This is a genomic window from Polaribacter pectinis, from assembly GCF_014352875.1.
In the GTDB taxonomy this organism is placed as follows: domain Bacteria; phylum Bacteroidota; class Bacteroidia; order Flavobacteriales; family Flavobacteriaceae; genus Polaribacter; species Polaribacter pectinis.
Genome location: NZ_CP060695.1, coordinates 1,747,534 through 1,768,948, shown reverse-complemented (window position 1 = coordinate 1,768,948; position 21,415 = coordinate 1,747,534). Strand labels below are relative to the sequence as shown.

Sequence of the window (21,415 nt, the reverse complement as noted above, 5' to 3'; positions counted from 1 at the left end):
TTTTGTTTTGTAGTATTCTAATTTATAATTTTTTAATTTCCTCTTCCATCACCTAAAACCAAATCTACAATAGAATTTAGTGGTAATTTATCTCCTTCATTTAAAACTTTTCCTTTGTAGCGTAAACCACGTACAACATCTTTACCAATATCTGTAACATAGGTAAAATTTGTACCAATATTAAAACCAATAGAGCGTAAATGAGAAACAGCTTGTCTTTTAGTTCTTCCGTTTAAATTAGGAATGGAAACATCTCTATATTTAGACGGATTTAAAGTCAAGTAAATTTTACGTTTTTCCTTTACAAAATCTCCTGCAGCTGGTGTTTGTTCTATAATAGATTTTTTTGGGTAATCTGGGTTAAAACTAGCACTATCAATTACTTTAAAATCTAGGTTTAATTCTTTCAATTTCCTATCTACATCTTCTAAAGACATTTTATGTAAGTTAGGTACTTGTATTTTTTGATCATGGTTTGTAGTTACACCTAACCAAAATTTTAAAATAAAAACAAATAACAATAAACCAACAATTGCAATAATAACCTGCTTAAAAAACGATTTACTTTTTAAAAACTGAACAACACTCATTTTTTGATTTTTAGAACACACAAATATATAAAAACTAAACGTTGCTATTTCTATTATTATTTTGATAAATTTGTTTTATTATTTTACAATTAATGAAGAAGAACATAGCCATTGTTATGGGCGGATATTCGTCCGAAGTAAACATTTCTCTAAAAAGCGGAAATGTGGTTTATAACCATTTAGACAAAGAGAAATACAATTCTTTTAGAGTACATATTTTAAAGGAAAAGTGGGTTGCTTTAGATGATTCTAATACAGAATATCCAATAAATAAAAACGATTTTACGTTTACACTTAATGGCAATTGCATTGCATTTGACTGTGTTTTTAATGCAATACATGGCAATCCTGGAGAAAATGGAATGTTATTGGCATACTTTAATCTCATCAATTTAAAGCATACTTCAGCACCTTTTTATCAAATGGCGTTAACTTTTAATAAAAGAGATACGTTAAGTGTTGTAAAAGAATATGGAATAAAAACAGCCGTTTCAGTTTATTTAAACAAAGGAAATGCTATTAATTTAGATGCTATTATTAGTAAAGTAGGTTTGCCTTGTTTTATAAAACCAAACAATGCAGGTTCTAGCTATGGTATTTCTAAAGCGCATACAAAAGAAGAAATTTTACCAGCAATAGAAAAAGCCTATAAAGAAGATTCAGAAATTTTAATTGAATCTTTTTTAGACGGAGTAGAAGTTTCTGTTGGTGTTATTCAATATCAAGGGGAGACTAAAGTATTGCCAATGACAGAAATCGTTTCAGAGAATGATTTTTTCGATTATGAGGCAAAATACGAAGGTAAATCTCAAGAGATAACTCCAGCAAGAATTTCTGCAGAAGAACAACAAAAAGTAGAAGAGGTTGCAAAGAAAATTTATAAGATTTTAAACATGTCTGGTTTCTCTCGTTCTGAATTTATTTTAGTAAATTGCGAACCATATTTCTTGGAAATGAATACTGTTCCTGGTTTAACAGAAGAGAGCATTTTGCCTCAACAAGCAAAAGCAGCAGGTATTTCATTAAAAGAACTATTTAATAATGCTATAGAGAGTTCCCTCAATAGTCTTAAATAAAGCGAATTAACGCAATATTATTTAGGATATTTTTCTATTTTTAAAGATTATTAATTTTAATACTTCAACAGTATAAAAGAGGGATATATGAAAAGAGCAATTTTTCCAGGATCGTTTGATCCTATTACGTCTGGACACCATGATATTATTACACGTGGTGTAAAATTATTTGATGAACTTATTATTGCTATTGGTGTAAATTCCGATAAAAAATATATGTTTTCTTTAGAAGAAAGAAAGAAGTTTATTGAAGATTCTTTTAAAGACAACCCTAATATAAAAGTAGTTACTTACGAAGGTTTAACCGTACATTTTTGTCAAGAAAACGACGTGGAATTCATTTTAAGAGGTTTAAGAAACCCTGCAGATTTCGAATTCGAAAAAGCAATTGCACATACAAACAGAGATTTAGCGCCAATTGAAACCGTGTTTTTATTAACAGCAGCAAGTACATCTTATATATCATCATCAATAGTTAGAGATGTTATTAGAAATAATGGAGACTACACAAAATTGGTTCCAGATACAGTAAGGGTAAAGGAAAAATAAAACAAAAACAAAAAATCAAATTAAAACAAATTCAAATGAAAAAATTAGTGAGTATAGCAATTTTATTAGTAGTTGCTTTTTCTACATTTTCGCAAACAAACTCTTTTTACAAACCAGGAGATACTTTGTATTATTTAAATAATAGAGCTACCTATTTAAAAACAAATACATTAGTTATTATTAAAGAGGCAAATGTTGCAAAAAACACAAATACTTTTAGAGTAGAAAAGCATTTATTAGACACAGATTCAAATACTTATGTGTTAGACTCTAAATTTATAACAAATGGTTTGCAACAGTTAAGATCTAATGGTGTTTATAAATCTTACCATAAAAATGGAAATATTGCATCTGAAGGAGAAACTATAAATGGGAAAAAAAGTGAAGGAATTTGGACCTATTATTATGAAAACGGAAAGAAAAAATCTGAAGAAAAACTATCTAATGATTCATTTTTTAGAGATCAAAAAATAAATTTAGTCATGAGTTTCTGGGATGATAAAGGAAACCAAACTGTAAAAAATGGAAATGGTTTTGCGCAATTTTTGTCAGAGAAAGACGGTCTTTTTCGCAAAGGAAGTTTTAAAGGAGGTTTAAAAAACGGAACTTGGACTGCTTTTAAAAACAAAACAAAAGTTTTCGAAGAAACTTACAAAAAAGGAAAATTAGTTAAAGGAACTAGTTGGAATGATAAAGGAGAAAGTTTCGATTATAAAGAAGTTTATGTAGAAGCTTATTACAAAAAACAAAATAGTGGAAGTGTAGAAAAATATGTTGATAAAAATTTCAATTCTAACACTGCAGGAGTTATAGGTAATATTTATGCAACTTTTACAGTTACAAAAGAAGGTAATGTTACAAATGTAGAAGTTATAAGAGGTTTAACACAAGATTATAATTCTGAAGTTACAAAAGTACTTTCTGAAATGACAGGTTGGACACCTGCTAAAAAAAGAGGACAAAGCCTGGAGTCTTCATCTAGTTTAAATCTAAATTTTAAAGGCTAATATTTATGAAAAAAATAGTTGTTATTGCACTTTCTTTATTGGTGTTTTCCTGTAAAGAATCATCTAAAGAAGTAAAAGATTTTACAACTATTTTCGAAAAAACAAAAGGTACAGAAACACCTGTTTACGAAGATATTATTAACTATTACAAAGAAATCTCTGAAGAATATTCAGAGATTTCTTTGTTTTCATTTGGGCAAACAGATGCTGGCGAACCTTTGCATTTGGTGGTTTACAACCAAGAAGGAATCTTTAATGTTGATGAAATTAAACAATCTACTAAAAACAGAATTTTAATAAATAACGGAATTCATCCAGGAGAATCAGATGGTATTGATGCTTCTATGATGTTGTTAAGAGATATTGTACAAAATGATTCTTTAAAAGAGAGGTATAAAAATTCTATCATTACTATTATTCCTGTCTATAATGTTGGTGGTTCTATGAACAGGAATTCGTATTCGAGAGCAAATCAAAATGGACCAAAAGCATACGGATTTAGAGGAAATGCAAGAAATTTCGATTTAAATAGAGATTTTATAAAACAAGACACGAAAAATGCAGCCACTTTTGCAGAGATTTTTCATGTTGTAAACCCTGATGTTTTTATAGATAATCATGTTAGTAATGGCGCAGATTATCAATATGCAATTACACATTTATTTACGCAACACAATAAATTAGGCGGTAGTTTAGGAACGTTTTTAGAAAATGAAATGCGTCCACAAATTGAAGCATCACTGCAAGAAAAAGGAATTGCAATTACACCTTATGTAAATGTTTGGGGTAATACACCAGAAGCAGGTTTTTCTCAATTTTTCGATTCTCCAAGATATTCTACAGGCTATACAACATTGTTTCATACATTAGGTTTAATGGTGGAAACACACATGTTAAAACCTTATAAAATTAGAGTAGAACAAACCTATGAATTATTGTTTTCTGCGTTAGATTTTGCGGAAGAAAATTCAGAAACAATTAAAAAATTACGAGAAAAAGCTACAGCAGAAATTTTATCAAAAAAAACATATCCTATTGCATTTAAGGTGGATGTTGAAAATCCTACAGAATTACAATTCAAAGGTTATGAAGCTGAATATATTGATAGTAAAGTTACTTCTGGAAAACGTTTGTTTTATGACACGTTAAAGCCATTTACAAAACCAGTAAAATATTACAACAATTTTGTTGCAACCAAAGAAGTAGAAATACCCAAAGCATACATTTTACAGCAAGGTTGGCATAAAATTGTAGAACGTTTAAACCATAATAATATAGAATATTCTCTTTTAGAAAAAGATACTTCAATTACTGTTGAAGTAAATCATATAGATGCTTTTGAAACACGTAAATCTGCTTACGAAGGTCATTATTTACATTACAATACAATCGTTTTAAAATCGACAGAAACCTTAACTTTTAGAAAAGGAGATTTGTATATAGATACAAACCAAAATGGCGTTCGTTATTTGTTAGAAACATTAGAAGCAGAAGCAACAGATTCTTTTTTTAATTGGAATTTTTTCGATACTATTTTACAACAAAAAGAAGGGTATTCTGCCTATGTTTTCGAAGATATTGCAGAAAAAATACTTGCTGAAAATCCTAATGTAAAATCTGCTTTTGAAGAGAAATTAAAATCGGATGAAGATTTTGCAAAGAACCCAAGAATGCAGTTACATTTTATTTATAAAAATTCTCCACATTACGAAAAAGCACATTTATTATTACCCGTTTTTAAAGTATTTTAAATCTCTTTTCTTATGAAATTTCTTTACGTTTTCTTCTTTGTAGCGCTGTTTTCAAATTGTGATAATTCAAAAAATCAAAAGAAAAAAGAGATTAAAGAAATAGCAAGAGAAATTATGATTGCTGCCAAAAACTGCGCATTAATTACAATAGATTCTTTAGGAGTAGCCAATGTAAGAACAATGGATCCTTTTTTACCAGAAGACGATTTTACAGTTTTTATGGGCACAAATTCTAAAAGTTTAAAAGTGAAACAGATTAGAAATAATAACAAAGTAACCTTATATTATTTCGACTCTAAAAGTGTTAGTTATGTAACTTTACAAGGAACTGCAGAAATTGTAAATGAGCAAAAAATGAAAGAAAAATATTGGAAAACTGCTTGGGAGAATTTCTATAAAAATAGAACTACAGATTTTTTATTGATTAAATTTGTTCCTAACAAAGCCAATGTTATTAGTGAAAAATACAATCTATTAGGTGATGCTATTACTTGGGAAACACCACAAATAAATTTTCAAAAATAAATATGAAAATCAGAATTTTAGTTTTAACAATTTTTATAATTTCTAGTTGTCAGAAAATGCCAAAGGTAAAAGTAGCAAAAGAAACCGTTTTCTATGTAGGAACCTACACAAAAAAAGCTTCTAAGGGGATTTATAAATATTCGCTTTCTTCCGAAGGAAAATTAAAGAGTTTAGGTTTGGTTGCAGAAACGATTAATCCTACTTTTTTAGCAAAATCGAATGATAAAAAAACACTTTTTGCTGTTGGCGAAACAAATGTAAATGGAACAGGTTTTATTAAATCATTCCGTATTGAAAATGATTCTTTAGCAATCATAAGTAAACAAGAAACTGGTGGAGCAGGACCTTGTTTTGTTGCCATTAATGAAGAAAATTATATTGTTGCTGCAAATTACGGAGGAGGTAGTGTTGGTTTGTTAAAAACCGATAATTCTGGTAAATTATCTAATTTATTAAACGTTCAGCAACATACAGGAAAAGGCACCACAGAAAGGCAGACAAAACCTCATGCACATTCAGCTTGGTTTCACCCAACCAAAAAAGAGTTGATTTCTGTAGATTTAGGAACCAACGAATTGTGGTTTTCTACCATCGATAAAGAAAATAATGAGTTGGTTTTAACTAATCAGAAAACCTTAAAAATGGCAGCAGGAGCAGGGCCAAGACATTTAACGTTTCACCCAAATAACAATTGGTTTTACGTTTTAAACGAATTAAATAATACGGTTTCTTTAGTAAAAGAAAAAGATGCTGTTTATTATATAGATTCCTCAACTTCTACATTGCCAAAAGACTTTACAGCATATAGCAAAGCAGCAGATATTCATATTTCTAAAGATGGAAAATTCTTATATGCTTCTAATCGCGGACATGAATCTATCGTGATTTTTGAAGTAAACCCAAAAAACGGAACGTTAAAAACAATTGGTTACGAACCTGTTTTAGGAAAACAACCAAGAAATTTTTCTTTATCTCCAGATGAAAAATTCTTATTAGCTGCCAACCAAGACACAGACAATATTGTTTCTTTTAAACGAAATGCAGAAACTGGTAAATTGGGTTTTGTGAGTGAAGTTTCTTGTTCAATGCCTGTTTGTGTGTTGTTTTAGGGAAATAATCTTTATCATACTTAAGATTCGAGTCAGTAGAATACTTTTTTTTTAAATTTATTAAGTGTATTTTCGTAAAAAAAAGATGAGAGATGAAAAAATTAACAGTGTTAGATTTTTTTTGTGGAGCTGGAGGATTTTCGGAAGGGTTTAGACAAAAAGGATTTAAAATTGTAAAAGGTTACGATAATTGGCAACCTGCGATAAATACCTATAATCATAATTTTGAAACTGATTCTGTTGTAAAAAACATTTTAGACTTTAAAAGTTCTACCGAAGAAATAAACCTTTTACCCGATACAGATATAATAATTGGATCACCTCCTTGTGTTTCTTTTTCAAGCTCTAATAATTCTGGTAAAGCAGATAAATCATTAGGTTTAGAATTAACAAAATGTTTTTTAAGAATAGTTGCTGTTAAAAAGCATCAAAAAAACTCCATCCTTAAAGCATGGTATATGGAGAATGTTGTTAATTCTAAAAAATATATTAATCAAATTTATTCGTTTGAGGATTTAGATCTTGTTGAATGGGCTTTAAAAAACAATATAGCTCCAAATAATGTAGCTTTAAACCTTTTAGATAATACTACAATAATTAACTCTGCAGATTACGGTTCTTATCAAGCGAGAAAAAGAGCCATTTCTGGTGAAATAATTAAAATAGGGAGATTAATTATACCTAAGGCAACTCACTCTAATAATAAAAAAGATACGTTACAAGAATGGAATACTTTAAGTAAGTTATTACAAAAACTACCAAAGCCTAATTGTAAAAAATCATCTAGAAAAGTTATTGACCCTGTATATAACTCCATTACAATCAATTTAAATCAATTGACTGACCATTTTTACGATAGTGGACTTTATAAAAGTGAATGGAGACAATCACGAGAACATAAAGTAAATCATTATTGTATGGGGAAAATGTCTTTTCCTGAAAATAAGGAAAAGCCTAGTAGGACAATAACCGCTACCAAGAGTGGGACTTCAAGAGAAGCTTTAATTTATAAATCTGAGTACTCGCGTAAAGGAAATGGTGAGTATCGATCACCAACTGTAAGAGAAGCTGCGAGTATAATGGGCTTTCCTTTCTCCTATCAGTTCCTTGGCACATTACACAGTAAATGGAGATTAGTTGGCAACGCAGTATGTCCATCTGTAAGTAGAGTTTTTGCAAATGAAGTTCTAAATCAATATAATTTACCAAACTCAATAGATTTAAAGTTAGTTAAAGAACCTAATCTAATTGATGTTCAAAACCTGAACAATTTTAAAGAAAAAGTATTTGACAAACAACCAAAAAGAACTAAGAATTCAAGATTTAGAAGACATCCAATAAAAGCAGGAAACCTAACTGTTACATTATCCAACTTTGACATAGAAAAAAATACTAAAGCAACTGACAAATGGTACACTTCCATACAGTATGGAACAGGATTAGGTTACAAAAACCAAAAAGTTGAGGATGATTTTTACAAAACAATAGAACCAATCATACTAGAAGAGAAAACTGGACCTCAATTTGTTAAAACTATAAATAAAGGCTTTTCTGAAAAAATTGGATCATCCTCTGATTTACAAAAAATGTACGAAGAACAAATTGCTTTTGAAAATTTACTAGAACCAACCGAACTAGTTGAAAAAATAAATGAAATAATAACTCAAATTAAATTTAAAAACACAGATTACATTCAAAGCGATACTATTGTTTTTAAAAATAAAGATATAATCCCAATGAGTCAGGTTTTTGCTTTATATGCTATTAACAAAATTACTACTATTGCCAACTCAAACTAAATAATGCCTGTAACTTTCTTACCATACAATCCTATTTCTGCATTAGATAAAATTATAACCAAAGAAGATGGTTCCCCTTTGCAAGGAGAAATTAATATTTATAAAAAATTATTCACTGATTTAAATATTAGTGAGGATAATTGGTTTGTATGGCACGATTTAAAATTGCCATCACATTCGGATAGTTATAATTATTATAAAAAGACTAGTGCTCAGATTGACTTTCTAATCTTATGTAAAGAAGGGATATTGGTTTTAGAGGTAAAAGGTGGCCCTATTTCAACTAAAGAAAATGATTTTTTTTATGGAAAAATGTTTCAAAAAAAAATGAAACAGAATCCTTTTAAACAAGTTGAAGGATATAAATTCACCTTAAAAGACAAGTTATTAAATAATTTTAAAAATTGTTTTTTTTGTGATGCTGTTGCATTACCTCACGTTAATTATAAATTTAAATCTAAACTCATTGATTCCAATTTACTTTGGACTGAATTCACGGCAAAAGAATATGATAATTCAATAGAAAAATTTATTAAACACACTTTTTCTCATACTAAAAAAAGGCATAAAAAACACTTTCGTACATACTCAGATATATCACCCAAAGAGATTAATGCAATAAAAAATATTCTCAGTCCTAAAGTAAATGATAAAAATGAATATCATACTAATGATACATTAAAATGGCTTGGAATACAAAATATTGAAATTCTAGAAGGATTGAATAAAAATCCAAGAATTATGATTGAAGGGCCTCCAGGAAGCGGAAAAACGACTATCGCCAAAGCATTTATAGATAAACAAATTGGAAAAAAAGGTATATATATCTGTTGGAATAATTTGTTAATGCACTACACAAAAAATACATTAAAAATACGAGACAACACAAAGGATATAGAAGTAACTACTTTTTTTAGATTCATTAAAAAACATAACCCTAAAAAAACATATGCCGAAATCACATTGCTTTCGGAAGAACAGTTTTATCTGTTGCTAAGAGATACACTTGCCAATCTTGAGAAAACAAATTTTTATGACTTTATTGTTATTGATGAAGGACAAGATATTTTTGATAGAGGATTGGACTTATTTTTAAATAAATTATGTGGATACAATGAAAATGGATTAACAAATGGTAACTCGTTGGTATTATATGATATTGATCAAAGCTATTCATTAGGTGGTAGATCAGTAAGTGAACTAGCGGACCTTTTAACAGAATATTTCACTCATTTTAAATTGAATGAAATAAAGCGAAGTGCTCAAAACCCAGATATACGATTATTATCTTCAATCATTTTAGAAAATCCTACAGAAATTTTGAGTAAAAAATTTAATGAAACATATAACAATATTTCAATTAAAAAGCACTCTTCCTTATCTAAAGTAAAGAAACACCTAGTCAACAATGTTTTAAATTCAATTAGACAAGAAAATTCATCACTTAAAGGAGCAGACTGTATAATACTTATAGAATCTAAACTATTAAAAGGAGAATATCTAGGTAATCCAGATATGCATTACGAATTAGCTATTAAAGATATTGAAGAGTTAAGCGAAAAAAATATTACCGATACAGCAAATAAATTAAGGTATACATCTATTTTAAAGTATAAAGGCCTTGAGAGTAAAAATGTATTCTTAGTTGTAACAGAACCTTCGGACTATAATAAATACGAGCTCTTTATTGGAATAACTAGAGCAATAAATAATGTTGAAATAAATATAATTTACTGATGGAAGTAATTAATCAACATATAAATAAACATATAGCTCCATTTATAAAAAGCCCAACTGATGGGTTTGAGGAAATCTTTTCTAAAATAGTTAATAGCGAAAAAGAAAGATTAAAAAAGCTATTAATTTATGTTGATAGAATACTAAACATTAATGCTACTTCTAACAACTCAGAAATAAACTACTTACATCTTCATATTGAAAAAGATTTTGATTTTAACGATAGAACATTAATCCTAGATTTTCTAGTATTAAAACACTTTTTATATTCTTTAGATAACGATAAATCTGAAATAGTTAATGAGCTAATACAAGAAAAAATTTCACGTTTAAAAAGAGATATAATAAACAATCAAATACCAGCCAATGCAAGTGGAAGAAATGGTGGAAATCGAATTTACAAAAATTGGAAAAGTAAAAAGGATGAAAAAAAAGCTGAGTTAAATTTTAATAAAACAATACTCTATTCTGATAATCTACAAGTTTATACACTGGTAAATACCTTAACTAGATACTTCACTGAATGTATTGATAAATTTAAATCAAAACAATATGTAATTAAAATTGAAGATGTTAGTCAAAAGAAGTCTTATGTTGCCATTAATAAACAAAAAACATTAGATCAAATATTAAACCAAATAGACCAAAATGAGCAGTTAGTAGATAACTTAGAAAATATTATTCTTTTTGACAGTGAAAGTAAATCAAGCTTTATCAATTTCAATTTAAAAGAACTTCTTGAGTGGAATGGAGATGGAACAACATTCAAAAAATTACTAATTATAACTTTTGGCAAAAAAAAAGTAAATATAAATAACTTGAAAAATAAATTAAATCAAGTTGACTTTAAATTTAATACAGAAAAAAATGAGTTATTAAAACCCTATGTTATCACAAATTATGAAGTCAATAAGTTGATAAAAATAGATAATCAAAAGCAACTAAAAACAAATTTTTACGGTATTGAAAGTAATACCTTTTGGGATAGCTTTCTATTAGAAACACAAATACACGAAAACTTATACGAATTAATCTCAATAAAAATGAGAAATATATATTCGTTAGTTATTAATGAAGAGATAAAAGAGATTGTATTAGAAAGTATCTTTGGTGGTAACGAAGGAACAACTCTTATTTCAGAAACTACACAACAGGAATTTCCTGATGAACTCAAAAATGAATTAAAAGAAAACCTATCTAATACATTAGATTACATTATTTACTCATCTTGGAAAGATGAAATTAAAAAACTTATTCACGAAAACACTACCATAGTTATTTCAAATGAATTCTTAGAAAATAATATATTAAAAAAAGAATTGCAGAAAGAGCTAGGACTTTCACATTCTAACAAATTAATCAATTGGGAGGAATTAAACTCAATGACCTCTGAAAACTTATTAATTCTAAATTACTTAGACCCTGGGCATTACCCTTATTATTTTTACCCAAATATTATTGAAATACCTACTATCAATTCTAAAGGAATTTTCCTCAATCTATTGTTTAAAAACAAATTTCAATGGGCAAATTACAATAACAACAATGATTATTACAAACTACTTAATCATCAAGTAAGATCTGACTATTTTGATTGGATTGCTGTTAAAAACAAAGTAAATAGCCTAAGACCTAAAGTTAAAGAAAAAACTTCTTGGGATATAGAAAGCACATATGTTAACAATGGTAATAAAGAGGTAATAAGAATTAAGCTTTTATCTGAAAAAAAGCCTCATAATTATCAAACTTCAGACTTATTTATCTATAAATCTAATGATACAAATAAAGTTGTGAGAGCAATAGACTTATTGGCTCTAAATCCAACTGAAATACAGAGCTTAGATTATATAATAAATGCACTTCCAATATATGATAAACTAGCAGACATAAACAAACAAGAGGAAGAATTAGATGTTATCCGTAAAAAATTCAATATAGAAGACGGAGAAGATGCTGGGCGTCTATGGAAAGTTCTATTAAAACGTAAATCAGAAGACAAAGGGAAAGAGTCTTTGTATTCTGAAATTCAGGAATTATTAGGCCAACAGAACCTTAAGATGGTTTCCTTTCAACATTTTGAAAATCATTGGATAAACCCTGAAAGTAAATCGTTAGCACCTATTGTTAAAAAAGTGTTTTTATCAATTTGTAATTACCTAAATCTTCCTAAAACTTATATTATTCTGATAAGTCGAATTAAAAATAAAACAAAGCAAACTACCAGAAATAACACAAGAAAAATGAATCTTTTATTTAAAGATTTATTTGATGATGGTTGTTTTGATGATATTTCAAAGACAAGAGAAATACTAATTACCAAAAAAGAGTATTATCAAAAAAACCATTCTTTAGAAGAGTTGGGTATTGATGAAAATCATTTACTTGAAAACTTAGTGGCTTTAGTAGAATTAATTAACCCTGAAATTAGCTTGCAAAAAGTAGATTCAATTGAAAGCATCAATTTATGAGTATAATAAACGAAAAAAGAGAATCTCTTGAACGATTTATAAAAGAGCAAACTTTAGGTCCAGGAATAAATGGTTTTAGGTTTATTGATGTTGAAAATGAAGATTTTCAGAAAACAAAAATAGACAAACTAAAACCTATTGATTATACTAATGAAATAATAGATATTGTTCCTGCTGCAGTATATAGTACAGGTATATTATTTCCTCAAGATAATAGCAAAACCTGTAATGAAGGAATCACTCTTGATAATAACGAAGGTAATGAAGATGAAGAAAATAAATCAGAAGAATCAAGTACTCAAAACACAAGTACCGATAATATAGAAGAAACAGATACGATAGCACTAGATCAAATGTTTCCTAAAACTATGGGAGTTACTTGCTGTCTAGATAATAGATTTTTGGGAAACGAAAATTTAGAGATTAAACTTAATGCTAGGTATTATAGTAAATTAAAAAGAAAAAAAGATAATGGTTTTAATAAAAAATATGCAGTAAACTGTGAATTGTCTTTCGAAAAAATTAACCAATTCATTGAAAAACATGAATTAAAAAACTTTCATTTAAAAGAGGTAAATGGTAATTTATATTTACTCATCAATTATCTTAGTTCTGAAGAAATTTCTCAACTAAAAGCTAGAATTAGAGAGATTCAAAAAGAAATTACCGAAGAAATTTTCTCTGAACATAAACCCGCTTTTTCAAATAACAGATTTTTAACAAAAGAGAAAAGAAATTTAAGCAGTCTAAAGTCAACAATTTTTAATGATTTAAAATACAAAATAACAGATGTAAAACAAAGGAAAACTCTTTATGATATTTCTCAGAAAATAGAGATTCTAGAAAATACAATTAGTCATTTTGTGGATTTATTAGAGGTAAACGGTGGAGGATTTGGATTATGGCGATCAAAATTAATTGAGAGAATTATATCTATCAAAAAAATTAATTTCCCAAAAGATAAAAATAAAGTTTCATTCTTATATAAAGATTTAAATGAGGATTTTATTGTTTCTGATATAGATGGAAATATTATTAGTAAAGGCTTAACAGATGTTTATCAAAATGAAATTAATAAAGAAGACGGCAATGCTTCTTTATCATTAAACCTGCAACTGAGTAGAGATACAAGAAACTTTAAAAACTCTAATAAGATTTTTGTAAAAGTTCAGTTAATTAATACAAGTACACCATTTACACAAGAAAAAGATAGCTCTAGATATTATTCCACTTTTAATGAAAAAGTAAATGAAAAATGTTTTTTTGGTGTTAAACTATCAATTACTAATAAACATCTTATTCCCTATAATGAATTAAGTTTAGATACTTCTAAAATGGAGTATTCAGAAGATGAAACAACTGATTATATTTATAGACAATTTGAAGATTTTGGTATAGGTCACGGTTGTTCGGTAAAGTGGGATAAAAATCTCAACACCATTGAATCGGAATATATTCCAATTTGTGACACTCCAGATGTTGATCCTACTCCTAGAAACAAATCAAAAGCTTTAGTTAAAGACAAAAAGGGAAATTATAAGAATCCTTTATTTTTAGAAAATTCGAAGGCACAACAATTTAAATGGCTCTCAACTTTTTCTGACGCAAAAAATGAAGAGGTCATTAGTGGATTAAATGCTTTTGTTGACGCCTATGGAAATTGGATAAAAGACAAGAGAAAACGAGTAAACGACCAAGAAAAAAAAATAGCTAATCAAGAACTTAAAAAATGCTCACTTGATTATCAGAGAATGAAAGAAAATATTAATACCCTTCTTTCAAATGAAATAAATATAGAATCCTTTAGATTAATGAATTCTGCTATGTTTATGCAGATATGGCATTCTGTAAATACTAAGAAGAATAAAGTACTTCCATTAATGGAAGATGTTAGTTTTTCAAACTTCAATACCGATTTTTATAAAAAAGCTAGTGACAAATTATTTTCAGAAACAGAATCGACTTCTTGGAGAGCCTTTCAATTAGCCTTTATTTTATTGAATTTAGATGGCATTTTTAAAAATGAAGATGATATTAATTGGGAAAAAAGAAATGAATATGTTGACTTAGTTTGGTTTCCAACTGGTGGAGGAAAAACAGAGGCTTATCTAGGGTTAATAGCATTAACTATAATAAACCGTAGAAAACTTCACAAAGAAAGAGGTGGTGGAACTGCTGCAATAATGAGATACACCTTAAGGTTATTAACATTGCAGCAGTTCCAAAGGGCTACTTTGATGATAATGGCACTTGAATTAATTAGACGTTGGGATGTTTCTATTTTAGGAAAAGAACCAATAAATATTGGATTATGGGTAGGAAATAATTCAATTCCAAATAAACTGACATACAGAGTTAATGATAAAAACAAAGACTCTTTACAATATGAATTTGAAAAACTAAATGATATTAAAGGAAAAGAGAATAAAGTTCCTTTTAATGAATGTCCTTGGTGTAATTCAAAAATAATTGGGGACACAATTCCAGATAAAACTGATGATATTTATAATAAAAACAGATTACATCTAAAATGTTCAAATAAAAAATGTTCTTTTTCATTTGGAAGATTATTAAGTAGAAGACGACAAGACCAAGGACCTATTCCCGTTAATCTTTGTGACGAAACAATATATCAACACCCTCCTAGTTTGCTTTTTGGAACGGTCGATAAATTTGCTCAATTAGCTCATAAGGTTTCGAATTTAGATACAGCAAGAAATAGAGATTCTAGAAGATTGTTTGGAAGAGGAAATTGGGAAAATGGAAAACCTACAGATGGATATTTCCCACCAGATATTATTATCCAAGATGAATTACATTTATTAAATGGCCCTTTAGGTTCATCAGTAGCACTATTTGAATCGGCAGTTGACCAATTATGCACAAGAATAGATGGCACAAGGCCTAAAGTAATATCATCTACCGCAACAACTAGAAATACAGGCCTTCAAATTGCAGCTTTATTTGATAGAAAAGTGAATCTGTTCCCAAAACAAGGCGTAGAATGTGATGATTCTTTCTTTTCATTTTACAAAAGATCGTTCTCTAGTAATGATAAAGAAGATTTTATTTACGAATCTAAGAGAAGGTATATAGGCATATTACCAACAGGAAGAACTCAAATTTGGATGCAAATGAGGTTAGCTGCCATAACAATGACTCATAGAGCTTTGTTTGAATTGCAACAATTGGGGAATAGTGAAACTATAGATTTTGAAAAATACAACTCGTTTGAAGAGGCTATGGATTATTTTCATACTATTATTTCTTATTTTAATAGTCTAAAAGAAGTTGGAAAAACTCAGTCACAAGTGCAGTCCTACATTTTAAAAGAAGTTCGTAGGGTTTTCAATAGAGTGATTAGACCACAAAAACTACTTCATTCTTTATATACTTATGGGCCAATAGAAGAGTCAGAGTTGACAGGAAGACTCTCTGGTGAGGAGGTGAAAAATGAGCTTAAAAAAGTAGAAGAAAAATGGGACGCTTCATTAAGGTTTGCTCACATAAAAAATGCTGAAATAAAAAGAGGGAATATTCCTCCTGAGTTTTTGGTCGCTACAAATATGATTTCTGTTGGAATAGATGTTTCTCGCTTTAATTTAATTATTATGAACTCTATGCCTAGAAATACAGCCGAATACATACAGGCTAGTAGTCGTGTAGCAAGAGATTCTTATGGCTTAGTCCTTACAGTGCATCATCCTTTTAGAGCAAGAGATATTTCGCATTATGAGAAGTTTATTGAGTTTCACGAAAAAATGTATAGTTATGTCGAACCAATATCGATAACTCCATTTACATCTAAGTCTGTTAGCAGATATTTAGGACTATACTTAGCTACAATGTTGCGACACACAACTGATTTTGTAGAAAGAGTATCTGCATCTAATATTTGTGACATTTCAGATTCAGATGTGTCAGATATAATAAGTCAATTAACAGCTAATTTTGATAGTCGTATTATTAAAAACAAAATTTATGATAAGGAAATTCAAAATCTTCTAAAACCACAAAATATTGATTTTATAAAGTCCTGGATAGAGGAAGCTTTCAAAGAATGGAGAATAGAAGCATCTAAAACTCTTGCAGATAACAAAACATTTGTTTTTAGTAATAAATCAAAAAGAACAAATGCTAACCAAGAACAATTATATGTTGATTTAGATGCCTATGAAGCCGATATTCATAGTAAAAAATGGCAAATACCTATGTCATTAAGAGTAATAGAATCTGAAGCAGCAATAAAAATCAATTCAAAATGAAAATACTAAATCAATCACAATATAATCAAGGAATTGGCAAGTTCAAACTTCTATCATCAAATGCAGGTGTAGGCTCTATTATTACTACTAAATTAGGTTCTTATGCTTTAATATTAGACATTAATAAGTGGAAGTTTATAGAATGGGCTAATAGAAAGATTTCATTAATTAGAGAGAATGAGTCTGATAATCAAAAAATATATGATCGAGCAGAGAGTGAAATAAACAATAGAGGACTATTGATAGTAGATGATAAAAGATTTGTAGAATTCTTGAAAATAGAAAAAGAGCTAGAATCTTTAGTTTGTCTGATAGATATTCCACATATGTCATTAAATGAAAGTTTTAATACTCCTAATTGGAAAAATCACCCGATAAAAACTGCACTTGCTAGAAATGAAGAAGAAGGTAAGTCTTCTGATTATATGATAAATGCTGCTCATTTTCCTAAATGGTTTATCAGTGATAAAGGAAAAAAACTAAAAAAAATTAGTGAGTGGAAAGATATCTGGAAAAATGAATGTAATAAACAGAATGGCAAATTAAAAATGCCCCACTTTGCTCCTCCACGAGATGGTAATGATTTTAAACGTGAATTTAAATCGAAAAATATAGAAGGTACACTTGTCGATAATAGAGTCTATCAAACTTTGAATCAAACAAATATGTTATTAATATGCCCAAATGGGCATTTATCCGATATACCTTGGTCTAAATACTTAAACTGGAAACTTAATCACAGAAATGAAGACCCTGAAGCCAAAGATTTATTAGGGTATGATGGTTGTTGTACAAAACCAGAATTAATTTGGACTGAAAGCAAGAATAAATCTGAAGGGTATGGGAGTATTTTTATTCATTGTAATAATTGTGGTTCAGGTAAAGATCAATCTTTTAAAGTTAATTTAGAAGGTATAAATAGTATTAAACCAAAATGTAAAGGTGAAAAGCCTTGGGAACAAGAATTAGATAGTTATTCAATTCCTAATGAAAATTGTTCAGAAGAGATGCGAATCGCTCTGGTAACTGCAAATAATGTTTATTATGCCAGTGGTTTTTCAAGTTTATATATTCCAATGCATCTAGCGGAGAATAAATCAAAAGAATTGATTGATGCTTTAATTGTATGTAATGATAAATTTAATCGAACATTAGGTACAAAATTTGAGAAATCAAAAGAACAATGGTTTAATAAAAATGTTGATGAAGAGTTTTTAGAAATAGACTGTGGCGTAAATATCTCAGATTTATCATTTTCAATTGATGAACTTATTTCAAAATTGGGAACTGAGTTTAATAATGATTGTACAGATGATAATATAGATAATTTCGAAAACTACAGATGGCAAGAATATCATTGTTTTACACAAAACCCTTCAAATAAGGATAATGGACTAAAGTTTACCGACATTGTATTGTCAACTGAGTTAAGTTCTTACTTTTCTAAAGTGCAACAAATTGAAGAATTAAAGGTCACACAAGTACAACTAGATTTTACCAGGGTAGAACCGAGAGATAGAATTGTTAAAAATGGTACAGTTGAGTATTCTAAAGAGGCTAAAAATATTTTTTCCGAAGAAGCAAATAAACTCTTTATATTACCAGCTAATGAATCTTTAGGTGAAGGTTTGTTTTTTCAATTCAATCAAAAAAAATTGGATGATTGGATTAATTCAAATGAGAAGGTATTATCTGAAAGATTTAAACGCTTTATGCAAGAACCAAATATTGATATTCAGGGAGCAGCAACAATGCGTAAAATATATAATAATGGAATTAAACATTTTTTAATCCATAGTTTTTCCCATATGATTATGCGTGAACTAGAATTTTCTTGCGGTTACCCAACTGCGAGTTTAAAAGAACGTTTGTACATCTCAAATAACCCTGAAAAACAAATGTCAGGTGTTTTAATATATACAGCAGAAGGTTCTGAAGGAAGTATGGGAGGTTTAGTTTCACAAGGGGAGCCTGAAAGGATATCTGTAATTATAAAAAAAGGATTAGAAAGAATGGAAAACTGTTCTTCTGATCCTTTATGTTGGGAGTCCGAAGGTCAAGGTGTTTTTGATTTAAATTTAGCTTCTTGTTTTTCTTGTTCACTAGTTTCAGAAACAGCTTGTGAAGAAATGAATTTAGGATTAGATAGAAGAGTTTTGATAGATGAAAAATTTGGGTATTTTGGTTAGATAAAAATCATTAAAGATAAAATTCGTATCGAAAAAGTTTAAGATGGTATAAGTAAGCTCAAAAAAAATATGGTGAAGAAGCCGAAAAATTTGTTATGTAATTTAAAAGTAGCCCCCATGCAGTTATTCAATTTAAAGGTTAGAAAACTGTATACAAATCAGTTTTATGAAAATAAAATTCTATGGTATGATATTTCTTAACTCTTTTAGCTAAAAATAAATAAAATGTTACCAAAAGAAAAAAAAATACAATATTGAAGTTATTTAGTAAATATAAATCGAATGAAAGATTAAACTTCAGAGACAATAATGGAACACAATCCTTATGAAGAAATCTAAAAAAATGATAATTGGAATAAAGAAGTTATAAAATTGAAAAAGTAACAAATTAAATTGTATTATAATATATTTAATATTCTTTAAAACTTATATTCTCCCAAAGGTTTAGGGAAATCTTCTGGATTTGCCGCTAAATGATAACGAGGGTCATCTATGCCTTCTTCTATAATTCCTGTAAAAATTGGACTTGCTTTGTATAAAAGTATCTTACAGTCTTCACTTAAATGTTTTAGGGTAATTGTTTTACCTTCCGCTTTGTATTTTTCTACCAAAGCAAAAATAGCTTCAATAGCAGAATGGTCAGAAACACGTGCTTCAACAAAGTCAATTTCTACGTTTTGTGGGTCGTTTTTAATATCAAATTTTGAGTTGAAATCAGTAATACTTCCAAAGAAAAGTGGGCCCCAAATTTCGTAAATTTTAGTTCCATCTGCTTTAAAACGTTTTCTAGCTCTAATTTTCTTGGCACTTGTCCAAGCAAAAGACAAAGCAGAAATAATAACACCTACAAAAACGGCAATTGCTAAATCAAAGAAAACAGTAACTGCAGAAACAATTATTAAAACAAACGCATCTGAAACTGGTATTTTCTTTAAAATTCTAAAACTAGACCAAGCAAAAGTTTCAATAACCATCATAAACATAACACCAACAAGAGCTGCAATTGGCACTTGTTCTATGTATTTATCTGCAAATAAAATAAAAGTAAGTAAAGTTAATGCCATCATAACACCAGATAAACGTCCACGACCACCAGCATTAATGTTAATAACAGTTTGGCCAATCATTCCACAACCACCAGTTCCACCAAACATACCACTTACAATATTTCCAGCTCCTTGTGCAGCACATTCTTTGTTTCCATTTCCTCTAGATTCTGTTAATTCGTCTACCAAATTCATAGTCATTAACGTTTCTATCAAACCAACAGATGCAGCTAAAAAAGCATAAGGCGCAATAAATTTTAAAGTATCTAAATTAAAAGGAAGGTTGCTCCATAATTCTAATAGGTTTAGTTTGCTCGAAATTTCATCAATTCCGTTTAAACCTGCACCACCACCATCTCTAATAAAATCTCCAACGTTAATAGAACTAATTCCACCAAATATTGAAATTAAAGTCACAATTAAAATAGCTGTTAAAGCTGCAGGAATTTTCGAAGTCAATTTTGGTAAACCCCAAACAATTAGCATGGTTAACAATACCAAACCAATCATTGTGTAAAGTGTTTCTCCTTCCATTGTCGTTTTTACAACTCCGCTATCTTTTACCGAATAAAAACCTTCATCAGAAGCATTAAAAACAACTTTTTTTGTTTGCTTATCAAAAACCTGACCTTCTGATAGTATAAAAACTTCTTCGTTTGTGCTTGCATTTTTTACTGAAGAACCATCAATAGTAAATAACACAGTGTTGGAAGCTAAATCTTTAACTTCATTATTAGAAACATTATATATTAACTCTTTAGATTCAGTATCTCGCATGTTTTCACCGAAAACATCTTTTTTATTTTCTGTAAACATGCCTAATTGTGCCATAAAAATAACAATAGCTAAACCGTTTACGAATCCCATCATTACTGGATGTGGTATTAATCGTACAAATTTTCCTAATTTAAAAACACCGGCAAAAACTTGAATAATTCCCATTAAAACAACGGCGGCTAATAAATAAAAGTAGCCCATGTTTTCTATAGGAGTATCAAAAAGTAATCCTTTTGCGTGACCTTCTTGTATCATAGTTACAAAAATTACAGCAACAGCACCAGCTGCTCCAGAAATTAACCCTGGTCTTCCGCCAAAAAGTGCAGAAATAATTCCTACTACAAAAGCACCAAATAAGGCTACAATTGGACTAATTTGCGCCACAAAAGCAAATGCCACAACTTCTGGTATCATTGCTAAAGAAACAGTTATACCTGCAAGAACATCATCTTTTGCGTTTGGTAAAATCTTTTTTATAAATTCAGTCATTTTGTGCCTTTTTAGAAGTCGGCAAAGATACTCCGTTT

13 protein-coding genes are annotated in these 21,415 nt (G+C 28.9%); 11 read left to right on the top strand and 2 right to left on the bottom strand.

Translation table 11 applies throughout. The annotated features are described in order from the left end of the window. Positions 1-32: 32 nt before the first annotated feature. Positions 33-590 carry a PASTA domain-containing protein gene (locus tag H9W90_RS08030; RefSeq protein WP_187481117.1) on the bottom strand — a complete coding sequence of 186 codons (558 nt, stop codon included), beginning with the start codon at positions 588-590 and terminating at the stop codon, positions 33-35. 92 nt (positions 591-682) lie between these two features. On the opposite strand from H9W90_RS08030, the gene H9W90_RS08025 reads away from it, so the two are divergent. The 11 genes from H9W90_RS08025 to drmB all read left to right on the top strand — a co-directional run bounded on the left by H9W90_RS08025 (position 683) and on the right by drmB (position 19,065). Then, positions 683-1,666, top strand: a complete 984-nt coding sequence (locus H9W90_RS08025; protein ID WP_187481116.1) for a D-alanine--D-alanine ligase — start codon at positions 683-685, stop codon at positions 1,664-1,666. 87 nt (positions 1,667-1,753) lie between these two features. Continuing rightward, positions 1,754-2,215: a pantetheine-phosphate adenylyltransferase gene (gene coaD / locus H9W90_RS08020; protein WP_187481115.1), complete on the top strand. Its 462-nt coding sequence runs from the start codon at positions 1,754-1,756 to the stop codon at positions 2,213-2,215. 35 nt (positions 2,216-2,250) lie between these two features. Beyond that, positions 2,251-3,222, top strand: a complete 972-nt coding sequence (locus H9W90_RS08015) for a toxin-antitoxin system YwqK family antitoxin (protein ID WP_187481114.1) — start codon at positions 2,251-2,253, stop codon at positions 3,220-3,222. Between the two features lie 5 nt (positions 3,223-3,227). Continuing rightward, positions 3,228-4,973 (top strand): M14 family metallopeptidase, encoded by a 1,746-nt coding sequence (locus H9W90_RS08010; RefSeq protein ID WP_187481113.1) that lies wholly within the window; start codon positions 3,228-3,230, stop codon positions 4,971-4,973. A 12-nt stretch (positions 4,974-4,985) separates the two neighbouring features. Next, positions 4,986-5,498, top strand: coding sequence for a pyridoxamine 5'-phosphate oxidase family protein (locus H9W90_RS08005; RefSeq protein ID WP_187481112.1), 513 nt, complete (start codon positions 4,986-4,988; stop codon positions 5,496-5,498). Positions 5,499-5,500: 2 nt separating this feature from the next. Beyond that, positions 5,501-6,607, top strand: a complete 1,107-nt coding sequence (locus H9W90_RS08000; protein ID WP_187481111.1) for a lactonase family protein — start codon at positions 5,501-5,503, stop codon at positions 6,605-6,607. A 92-nt stretch (positions 6,608-6,699) separates the two neighbouring features. Continuing rightward, entirely contained in the window at positions 6,700-8,406 is a 1,707-nt protein-coding gene (locus H9W90_RS07995; protein ID WP_187481110.1) for a DNA cytosine methyltransferase, read from the top strand. Between the two features lie 3 nt (positions 8,407-8,409). Continuing rightward, positions 8,410-10,143, top strand: a complete 1,734-nt coding sequence (locus H9W90_RS07990; protein WP_187481109.1) for an NERD domain-containing protein — start codon at positions 8,410-8,412, stop codon at positions 10,141-10,143. Next, positions 10,143-12,611 (top strand): hypothetical protein, encoded by a 2,469-nt coding sequence (locus tag H9W90_RS07985; RefSeq protein WP_187481108.1) that lies wholly within the window; start codon positions 10,143-10,145, stop codon positions 12,609-12,611. The genes H9W90_RS07990 and H9W90_RS07985 overlap by 1 nt, the downstream gene beginning before the upstream one ends. Beyond that, positions 12,608-16,876 (top strand): helicase-related protein, encoded by a 4,269-nt coding sequence (locus H9W90_RS07980; RefSeq protein ID WP_187481107.1) that lies wholly within the window; start codon positions 12,608-12,610, stop codon positions 16,874-16,876. The genes H9W90_RS07985 and H9W90_RS07980 overlap by 4 nt, the downstream gene beginning before the upstream one ends. Next, positions 16,873-19,065 (top strand): DUF1998 domain-containing protein, encoded by a 2,193-nt coding sequence (drmB, locus tag H9W90_RS07975; RefSeq protein WP_187481106.1) that lies wholly within the window; start codon positions 16,873-16,875, stop codon positions 19,063-19,065. Before H9W90_RS07980 ends, drmB begins: the two co-directional genes overlap by 4 nt. A gap of 419 nt (positions 19,066-19,484) precedes the next feature. Here the strand turns inward: drmB and H9W90_RS07970 are convergent, their stop codons facing one another. After that, positions 19,485-21,377 carry a SulP family inorganic anion transporter gene (locus H9W90_RS07970; RefSeq protein WP_187481105.1) on the bottom strand — a complete coding sequence of 631 codons (1,893 nt, stop codon included), beginning with the start codon at positions 21,375-21,377 and terminating at the stop codon, positions 19,485-19,487. Positions 21,378-21,415: the final 38 nt, after the last annotated feature.